A 9,918-nucleotide genomic window follows, 5' to 3' on the forward strand; every position below is an offset into this window, starting at 1 on the left:
GCGACCGTGCTGCTCGGGTTGACCACGTAGAAGGAGCTGAGCGGCAGCGAGGTCCCGGCGGTCTGCGTCGTGGCGGACCAGGTCGGCCCGCTCGAGTCGTGCTGCACGGACGGCACGAAGACGCGGTACTTGCCGGCGGAGTCAAGGTACAGATACGGCTCTTCCTGCGTAACCGGGCAGGTGGCCAGCGTCGTGTAGGGCGCGGGGCCGCCGGAGAGTCCGGAGTTCGAGGCGAAGCTCTGCGCGGGCGCGCCCGAATCGCCGCAGAACACCTGGTTCCACACCCCGTTGGTCCAGCCGTCCAGCGCGCTGTCCCGGGTGATGTACTGCTGCTGGGAGCCGTTGATCACGGTGCTGCCGGTGAACTGCGAGTCGGCGATGAAGCCGCCGCTGGCGTAGTCCGGCGAGCCGTCGCAGTAGTCCATCAGGCTCACCAGGCCGTTGACGTGCACCCGGCGCAGCGGCGCGGCCTGCGAGACGGCCCAGAACTCGGTGTTGCCCTTGCAGCCGGACTGGCCAGCCACGTTGATGGTCAGGTTGGACACCGAGCGCCAGAAGTTGTCCAGCGCGACGCAGTTGTTCGGGGCGAAGCACTGGTTGTACACGTCGATCGAGCCGTTGATCACGGTGTCGCCCGGATTCAGGCCGAGCCCGGCGACGCCGGTGTAGAAGCCGACCTGGAAGACCAGCGGGTCGGCGGCTGAACCGTAGCTGCCGGGCGCGAACAGCACGGCATACCGCTGGCTGCCGAACTGGTTCGGGACCTGCTGGGCGGCCAGGTTGTCCAGGGTGGTCTGGATCTGGCTCTGCGGCATGTCCGGGGTGAACACGATCACGTTCGGGCCGAGGCTGCCGCCGGTCCGCAGCCCCGGGATCGAGAGGTCGTGTCCGGTCGCGCCCTGTGCCGATGTGCCCTGCGCCGATGTGCCCTGCGCCGACGACGCGGCGTTCGCGGCACCCGCGGTGACCGCGCTGCCCGCGACGAGAGCCAACGTGGCGACTGCTACCGCCAGCCATCGAGGTCTGATCATGTTCACAGCTCCGTAAACGATTCCGGTGACAAGCGTGCTGAACGGTACTTCAGGAACGTGCAGCTCGGACCCCCCGAAAGTCCCGGATCGGCGCTCTGGCTGACCAACCGGCGGCGGAGAGCGCTCTCCATCGCGACAGTGAACACTTGCGTTACAGGCGTGTCAAGAGATGGCGCCGCGCCGCCGGGTCACCTGCATGGACCGGCCGCCGTGCGCCCCGCCGGGAAGGCGGCGAGTCTCGATCTGTCATCGCCCAGCGACAGAAAGGACAGGGCATGGCCGGGAAGTTCGAGCTCTACACAGACGCGAAGGGCAAGTTCCGCTTCCGCCTCAAGGCCGGCAACGGGGAGATCATCGCGGTCGGCGAAGCCTACGAGTCCAAGACGGCGGCGATGAACGGCATCGACTCGATCCGGCGCCACGCCGCGGAGGCCTCAGTCCAGGACATGACGGCCGCCTCGGCCAAGCCGTCGCCCAAGCCGGCACCGAAGCCCGCGCCCAAGGCGACCACCAAGCCGGCCGCGGCGCCGACAGCGTCAGCGCCGATGTCCGCGGAGCACATGGCCCACCACTAGCCAGCAACGCTCCGGGCACAAACGGAGCCGGGTACGCCGAACCCAAGCCGGCGTACCCGGCTCTTTGCGTTTCCCTGACGGCCGCGAGACACGCCCCTAGGATCGAAACAGGAGTCTGAAGCGCTCTGGGGAGGGGCCGCGTGCCGAACTGGGACGACGTCAAGAGCCTGACGAAGGACGAACGCGAAGCGCTCAAGCGCGTCGAGACCGCGCGGCGCAGGAAGCACGCCGAGGTCGATCTCAGCCAGCTCAAGATCACCGATTTGCCTCCGCAGCTGGCCGAGCTGACCGATCTCGTCGAGCTCGACGTACTCGGGACGCTGCTCACTCGGCTGCCGCCATGCCTGCGACCGCTGCGCAATCTGCGACACCTGTCGGCGATCGGCTGCAAGCTCGAGGAGTTGCCCGCCTGGATCGGCGAGCTGAGCGCACTGGAGAACCTCTATCTGGGGCTCACCGGCCTGAGCGGCCTGCCCGACTCGATCGTCAACCTCGAGAAGCTGCGATTCCTGGACCTGACAGACGCCACCTTCACCAAGTTCCCGCCGCAACTTCGGCAGCTGAAGTCGCTGCGCATCCTCCGGCTGATGAGCACACCGGTCACGGAACTGCCCGAGTGGATCGGGGAACTGAGTCAGCTCGGCATGCTGGACCTGACCGGGACCAAGATCACTCAATTGCCGGCCTCACTGGCCCGCCTCAGCCGGCTGCATCAGCTCGACCCGCCTGCCGGCCTCGTCGAACCGCCTCCGGAGATCGTGGCCCAAGGGCTCGGGGCCATCCTCGCCTACCTCCGATCCCTGGAAGACGAAAACGGCGGCGAGGAGCAGTGGCGCTGCAAGATCGTGGTCGCGGGTGAGGCCAAGTCCGGCAAGACTTCGCTCGTCAAGGCGCTGCTGAAACAGCCGCATGACGCCGCGGAACCGATGACCCACGGGGTGAACATCTCCGAGCTCTGCCTCCCGCACCCCACCCGCGAGGGCGTGACCATGCGCCTCGCGGCCTGGGACTTCGGCGGTCAGCGCACGTACCGCTCGGCGCACCGGTTCTATATGACCGACCAGTCGCTCTTCCTGCTGCTCTTCAACTGCCGCGAGGAATGGGACGACCGTCAGATGCGCGAGTGGCTGAAAGCGATCTCCGCGCGCGCCGGGTCCTCGCCGATCCTGCTGGTCGGCACGAACGCGCGCGAGCACCGGCACGGGCTTCCGATCGCGACGCTGCGCAGTGACTTCCCGCAGATCGTGCCGCAGGTTTTCTACGTGGACTGCGAGCCGTCACCCGACCGGCTCGGGATCGACGAACTGCGCACCGCGATCGCCGAACACGCCGCCGCACTGCCGCTCATGGGTCAGCGCTGGCCGAAGACCTGGCTTGACGCGGCAGAGGCCATCGTGGAGCTGCCCGGAAACCACGCTCCACTCGTTGCCGTCGACGACGCGATGCAGCGCGCCGGGCTCGCCGATTCCGTGAGCCGCAGCACACTCCTCGCCGCGCTGCACTACCGCGGCGAGGTCCTGCACTTCGCCGACGAACCCGAGATCGCCGACACCGTCGTCTTGCATCCCTCGTGGGTGGACGGACATGTCACCAAGATCCTCGACTCGGCGGACGTGCACGCCCGTGAGGGGCTGCTGAGCCGATCTGAGCTCCAAAAGGCCTGGCCGCAAACCGATCCGGCGCTGCGCAGCCATCTCATCGGTCTCATGGAGGCGTTCGATCTCGCGTACCGGGTGGACTCCACCAACCACGACGACCTCTGCCTGATCGTGGACCGGCTGCCGCACGATCCGCCGGACTACGGCGCGATGTGGGCCGCGGCTCGCGACGCGGTGGGCGCCGACGAACTGCGGCTTGTCATCGGCTTCGGCGGGCCGGTCCTGCTCGCCGGCATCCCGACCTGGTTCATCGCCCGCGAGCACCGCTTCACCGTCAACAAGCACTGGCGCTACGGAGCACTGCTCTACGACCGTTTCGATTCGGGTTGTCACGCGCTCGTGATCGCGGATGACAACAAGGGCACCGTCGAGCTCACCGTGCGCGGGGTCGCTCCGGTCGGATTCATGTCAGTGCTCAAGGACGGGCTGCTGTCACCCTTGCGGCAGCGTTACCCCTACCTGAATTGGACCGTCAATGTCCCGTGTCCGTGCCAGGAGGACAGCGGCGGTCAGTGCAGTCACGTCTTTGAGGAGTCGTACCTCAAGAAGGTGGTGGCTCGAAAGCGCCTCACCGTGGAATGCCAGCGGACGAGCGACGAGGTGCCCGTCGAGCGGTTGATGTACGGGCTGCGCGCCGCCAGCCAGACGTTGCTGGCGGAAGACATCCGGTCCATCAAGGAGAGCGTCAAGAAGGTCACCGGCCTTCAACTCCAGACATTCGACTATCAGCGTACGATCTCCGAGATCCAGAACGCCCAGGCAGACCTGTGCCCAAGCGTCTTCACCCTCACGAGGCGCCCGAAGAAACTGCATTTCGGGACCGAGTACACGCTGCGGCTGTTCTGCGAGCAGCCCGGCGCGTGGCATCCGCTGGAGCGCGGCCGCGGGATATTCACCTTCGGCAACAAGCCGGAGTGGCTCAACGCGTGTGCGCCCTATCTCCGGGTCCTGCTTCCCATCCTCCAGCACGCGCTTCCGCTGATCGGGCCCGCGATCGGAGTCACGAAGGCGCTCATCGGACCGGAGCCGGCGGCGGCGCAGGAGTACGTCGCCGAGCTGTGGTCGGACGAACGCCTCGCCGAGGAGCTCGAGATCATGAAGGAGGTCGTGGACACGCTACCCAAGGTCATCGGCGAGGAATCGCCCGCGGCGGCACAGCTGTCCGGGGAACTGGCCTTCGGCGATCACGCGCCGTTGCGGCGGGCCTACGACCTGGCGGACTTCCGGGCGCTGCGCCGCTCGCTCGACGCGATCGCGCCGCCTGGCAGCGATCCGTGGGGCGGCCTGGCTCCGATGGTCACTCCTGAGGGCAAAGCCGTGTTCGTGTGCGAGTACCACGCGAAGCAGTACCGGTATCCGCGGGAGACGTGAGCCGGTTCCGCCGGCAATCGGAAACCGTGCCAGCAGTCGTGAACACCGGCGGCAGACGGATGGAGCCGGGTACGCCGGTTGCGAGGCGGCGTACCCGGCTCCGCAGTGTTGGGCTGGACGCGACGCCAACTCTGACGCGGCGCCAGTTGGGCCCAGCGCCCACTGCCCAACACCGTGTCAGGCTTCGGCGGTAGCGGCGCGACTACCAGCCGAAGCCCGACGTGTAGGCGCGGACGTCGGCGACGCTCCACCAACTTCCGCTCGATGCGGTCAGCGTGATGCGGACGTAGCGCACTGGCGCGCCGGTCAGCTTTGCCGTCGTGAACTGGCCGGTGCCCTGACCGTTGACGACCGCGGTCGTCCAGGTCGCTCCGTCCGCACTCGTCGCGATCGCGTAGCCGCGCGGGTAGTCGCCGGTCGATGCGCCGGTGTCGAAGACCACTTGCTTCGCGCGGACCGGCTTGCCGAAGTCCACCTGGAGGTACTGGCCCGGAGTCTGAGCGGCGCCGGTCGAGTAGCGGGTGCTCGCGTCGGCGTCCACGGCGTTCGCGGCCACGTCGCCGGTGCAGCAGGGGCTGGTCGGGCCGTTCGGCTGCGCGGTCGCGGTCCAGCCGGCCGGGTCGACCTGCCGGAGCGCGTACGCGCCGGTCGGGGTGCCGCGCCAGGTGAACGTCGCGAGCGCGCCGCCGGGCAGCGTGTAGGTGAACGCCTGGTCGCCCTCGCGCACCGCGAAGGTCTGCGGGTTGTCGTTCTCGTTGTGCGCGACCAGGACCGTCGTGCCGTCCGGGTCGCGGAACGCCACGTCCATCACCTGGCCGTTCCAGCCGGTCGTGCCGAACGAGGTGCTGGCGATCCGCACCGCGCCCGGCCGCACGAAGCGGGCCAGGTGGCCGAGCGTGTAATACTCGGCGTCGTTGGTCACCGTGCCGTCCGCCGCGACCGTGACGATGCCGGTGCACGTGCCGCAGCCGCCGACGTGCGGGCCGCCGTCCGGGTTCAGCGCGAGATTCCAGTTGATCGCGGTCTCGGCCCAGTTGCGGGTCGCGCCGATGATCAGGTTCCTGGCATGCCACTTGAGCGTGTCGGAGAACGTGTTCGCAGGGTTCGAGGACTGGCTGCCGGAGCACTCGGTGAAGTAGATCGCCTTGCCCGGGAACTGGTTGTGCAGAGCGGTCATCGCGCTCGGGTCGCCGTAGTAGCAGTGGTAGGCGACACCTGTCACCCAGCGGCTCGCCGAGGAGGAGAGCACGTTCTGGGGGTACGCGTCGATGTCCCCGGTCTCGTCCGGGGGCGTCGCGGCGGCGTCGTTCGGGTGCTCGGTCCAGTTGTGGTCGTAGGCGAAGATCTGCGTGTCCAGGCCGGCCGCGCGCAGCATCGGGCCGAGGTCGTCGATGACCTTCTCCTCCTGCCAGCTGGGCATGTCAGTGCCCGGATAGCCGTTGGGCGTGCGGTTCTGCGGCTCGTTCTGCACGGTGATCGCGTTCACCGTCACGCCGTTGGCGCGGTAGGCCTCGATGAACTTGAGCAGGTACAGCGCGTAGGAGCGGTAGATGCGCGGGTCGTCGATCAACCGGCCGCCGTCGAGCGAGCCGCCGGTCTTCATCCAGGCCGGCGGGCTCCACGGTGTCGCGATGATCTGGAGGCGCGGGTTGATCGCCTTCGCCGCGCGCAGCAGCGGGAGGATTTGCGCCTGGTCGTGCGCGATGGAGAAGTGCCGCTGCTGGTAGTCGGTCTGTCCGGCGGGCAGGTCGTCGTAGGTGTACGCGGCCGTGGTCACGAAGTCGGAGGCGCCGATCGGCTGGCGCAGATAGTCCAGGCCGTCGCCGGTCGCCGAGTCGAAAAGTTCGCGCATCGTCGCGGTGCGCGCGGCCGGAGCGAGCCCGTAGAGCACGGAGGCGGAGGAGTCGGTGATGGCGCCGCCGAAGCCCTGCATGGTCTGGAAGGTCTGGGTGGGATCGACCACGACGGTTGGCGCACTGGTCGGCGCACTGGTGAAGGGAACGGTGCCGAGGTCGCTGAGCTTGTCGGTGCCGTCCGGGGTGGTGACCCAGACGTGCGCGGCGACCGCGGCGGGGCCGCCTGCGTGGTCCGGCGTGTTCGCCGCCGACGCGCCGGCCGAGGCGCCGACTGCGGCGATCGCCGTGCCCAGCGAAGCCGCGATGAGCCTGGAGCGGGCCATGTCTGTCCTTCCTGTCGTGCCGCCGTGTAACATATGTAACAACCTTGGAACACTCACGACAGCCGTAGAAAACCAGCGGTTCCAGCAACTGTCAACGGGTAGTCGGACACCGGTATGCTGCGACCATGAAACGCGGTGCTGTAACACGCGCGGTGGCGCATGGTTAGCCCGGCGACGCCGCGCCGGGTGACGGTCCGCGATATCGCGGCGCACACCGGCGTTTCGATCGCCACCGTCTCGCGGGTCCTCAACGAGCAGACGAATGTCGCGCCGCGCACCCGCGACCTGGTGCGGCGGGCCGCCGCGGAGCTGGGCGCGCAGACCGACACGACCGGCCGTGCCGCAGTACGGCAGGGCGCGGTCTTCGTGCGCTGCCCGTACGTGCTCACCGACTACTTCGGGCTCATCGTCTCCTCGATCGCCGAGACGCTGGAGCTGCACGGCAGGACGCTGATTCTCAATGCCGGCGAGGCGGCGCAGCAGGCCGCCGTGTTGCCCACGCTGCCCACGCGGGCCGGGATCGGCGGCGCGATCGTGATCCTGCCGCCGGAGCCGAGCGAGCAGCTGGTCGCGCTGCGCGGGCGCGGCTTCCCCTTCGTCGTGGTGGATCCGCGCACTGCGATGCCGCGCGACATCGCCGCCGTGTCCGCCGCGCATTTCGCAGGGGCCCGCAGCCTGACCGCGCACCTGACGCGGCTCGGCCACCGCCGGATCGGGGTGATCGCCGGGCCGGACAACTGGCTGGCCAGCGAGGCGCGGCTGGCCGGGCACGCCTCGGCGCTCGCCGAGGCCGGCGTGCTGCCCTCACCCGAGCTGGTGCGCGCCACCGAGCCGACCACCCGTCACGGGTATCAGGCCGCGAATGCGCTGCTCGATCTGCCGCAGCGGCCCACGGCGCTGATCGGCTTCAACGACAAGGCCGCGGTCGGCGCGCTCACCGCCGCCGCGCAGCGCGGGCTGCGGGTGCCGGAGGATCTGTCCGTCGCAGGCTTCGACGACATCGATCTGGCCCAGGCGACCAGTCCGATGCTCACCACGGTCCGCCAGCCGCTGGCCGAGATGGGCCGGATGGCTGTCAGCCTTTTGATCCGGCTGCTGGACGGCCACCAGGTGGACGCGCTGCACGTCGAGCTGGCGACCGAGTTGGTGGTGCGCGGCTCCACCGGTCCAGCGCCGGTCCGCTAAGGCCGGGCGCGTAAGTTTCGGCGGCCACCCTCGGCTGGACTGCACGGTGATCGACGGCCCGGTCACGCCCTTGACGATCAGCGCCATCGGACCCAATCCTGCCGTTTCGGCCGGGAAAGGCCGGTTGAGCTGCATTCCCCACTCGATGGAGGGCACCGTCGATGACCATCGCACGGCGCACTGACCCGGTGCGCGCGCAGGCTGATACAAGACCTCGGATACGCCGCGGTGTGCTCGCGGCGGCCGTGCTTCCGGTGGCGGCGGCGGCCGCGTTCGCGGCGGCATCCGCACCGGCCACCGCCGCGACACCGAACGCGGCGAGCGCCGCGACCGTCAGCGTCAACACGGGGCAGAGCCTCGCGACCGTGCCCGCCACCGGGATCGGCACCAACGGCTCGGTCTACGACAGCAAGCTGGTCGACGCCGCCGTGCCCGGACTGATGAAGAACGCCGGGATCGGCTTGATCCGCTTCCCGGGCGGCACCTCGTCGGACACGTACAACTGGAAGAACAACACCGACGTGCTCTCCGGCCAGGCACAGTCGGTCAACTTCGACCAGTACGTCACGCTGCTGAACCAGTCAGGCGCACAGGGCATGGTCACCGTGAACTACGGCACCGGTGACACCGTCGGTGCGACACAGAGCCCTGCCGAGACCGGTGCGCAGTTCGCGGCCGACTGGGTGCGGTATGCCAACGTCACGCACAACTACGGCATCAAGTACTGGGAAATCGGCAACGAGATCTACGGCAACGGCACCTACGGTGGCACCGGCTGGGAACCGGACAAGCACTGCTCGTCCAGCACCAGCCCGACGAACTGCGGCCCCGCGGTCTACGCGCAGAACGTGAAGGCCTATATCAGTGCCATGAAGGCGGTGGACCCGAGCATCGTCATCGGCGTCGTGCTGACCGCGCCCGGCAACTGGCCCGACGGCGTGACCAACAGCGCGAGCCCGCAGACCTGGAACCAGACGGTGCTCTCCGCGCTGGGCAACCAGATCGGCTTCGCCGACGTGCACTGGTACCCGCAGAACCCGAGCACGGTCACCCCGCCCGGACCGACCGACTCCGGCCTGCTCAGCGACACCTCGCAGATCCCGACGATGGTCTCCAGCCTGCGCTCCTCGCTGAGCCAGTACAGCGGAAGCGCCAACGTGCCGATCATGATCACCGAGACGAACTCGGTGTCCTCGAACCCCGGCAAGCAGACCCTCAGCATCGTCAATGCCCTGTATCTGGAGCAGGACTATCTGGGCTGGCTGCAGAACGGCGTCTCCAGCGTCGACTGGTGGCAGATCCACAACGGCATCGTGACCACCGGCGACAACGGCTCCTCGCTTTACGGCACCGCGACGTACGGCGACTACGGCGTGCTGGCGGACGGGAGCTGCGGCACGCTCAACGGCGCGCAGGTCTGCGAGCCGGCGGCCGACACTCCCTTCCCCGCCTACTACGGCATGCAGTTGCTCAGCAAGTTCATCCACCCCGGTGACACGCTGGTCTCGGCAACCTCCAGCCAGTCGCTGGTCAAGTCGTACGCCGTCAAGGCCGCGGACGGCTCGGTGCGCGTCCTCCTGGTCAACGACGACCCGAGCAACAGCTACACGGTCGGGCTCGGCTACACCGGCTTCACTCCGGCCTCCGGCGCTCCGAGCGTGGCCACGCTGGCTCCGCCCGGCACATCCATTACCACCGCGGCCAGCGGTACCGCTGCCTCGCAGACCATCGCGCCGTACAGCGCCGCGGTCATTACTCTGCAGCCCGGCACGACCGTCACGCCGCCCACGACGCCCGGCACGCCGACGGCTTCCGGTGTCACCTCCAGCTCGGTCAACCTGAGCTGGGCCGCGTCGACGAGCAGCACGGGCATCGCAGGGTACGACGTCGTCAGCGTCAACGGCACCACCGAGACCGTG

The 9,918-nt window shown here is 68.7% G+C and carries 4 protein-coding genes and 2 pseudogenes; 4 read left to right on the forward strand and 2 right to left on the reverse strand.

Translation table 11 applies throughout. The annotated features are described in order from the left end of the window. Positions 1 to 1,031 (reverse strand): annotated as a pseudogene (locus VFB40_RS12230) (hypothetical protein); the annotation flags it as partial. A gap of 275 nt (positions 1,032 to 1,306) precedes the next feature. On the opposite strand from VFB40_RS12230, the pseudogene VFB40_RS28550 reads away from it, so the two are divergent. After that, positions 1,307 to 1,480: pseudogene (locus VFB40_RS28550) on the forward strand (YegP family protein); the annotation flags it as partial. Between the two features lie 266 nt (positions 1,481 to 1,746). After that, entirely contained in the window at positions 1,747 to 4,635 is a 2,889-nt protein-coding gene (locus VFB40_RS12240; RefSeq protein WP_324850052.1) for a COR domain-containing protein, read from the forward strand. Between the two features lie 202 nt (positions 4,636 to 4,837). Here the strand turns inward: VFB40_RS12240 and VFB40_RS12245 are convergent, their stop codons facing one another. Next, positions 4,838 to 6,814, reverse strand: a complete 1,977-nt coding sequence (locus VFB40_RS12245; RefSeq protein ID WP_324850054.1) for a discoidin domain-containing protein — start codon at positions 6,812 to 6,814, stop codon at positions 4,838 to 4,840. Positions 6,815 to 6,973: 159 nt separating this feature from the next. Here VFB40_RS12245 and VFB40_RS12250 point away from each other — a divergent pair, with 159 nt between their 5' ends. Both VFB40_RS12250 and VFB40_RS12255 read left to right on the forward strand, forming a co-directional pair. Then, positions 6,974 to 7,999, forward strand: coding sequence for a LacI family DNA-binding transcriptional regulator (locus VFB40_RS12250; RefSeq protein ID WP_349261450.1), 1,026 nt, complete (start codon positions 6,974 to 6,976; stop codon positions 7,997 to 7,999). A gap of 161 nt (positions 8,000 to 8,160) precedes the next feature. Further along, positions 8,161 to 9,918 (forward strand): hypothetical protein (locus tag VFB40_RS12255; RefSeq protein WP_324850058.1); only part of this gene is annotated, 1,758 nt, incomplete at its 3' end.

Origin of the sequence: Actinocrinis sp., from assembly GCF_035650855.1 — a bacterium.
GTDB lineage: Bacteria > Actinomycetota > Actinomycetes > Streptomycetales > Catenulisporaceae > Actinocrinis.

Bases quoted from the DNA above. Each gene is read 5' to 3' on its own strand.
- VFB40_RS12245 (WP_324850054.1), bottom strand. From the start codon at position 6,814: ATGGCCCGCTCCAGGCTCATCGCGGCTTCGCTGGGCACGGCGATCGCC.
- VFB40_RS12250 (WP_349261450.1), top strand. From the start codon at position 6,974: ATGGTTAGCCCGGCGACGCCGCGCCGGGTGACGGTCCGCGATATCGCG.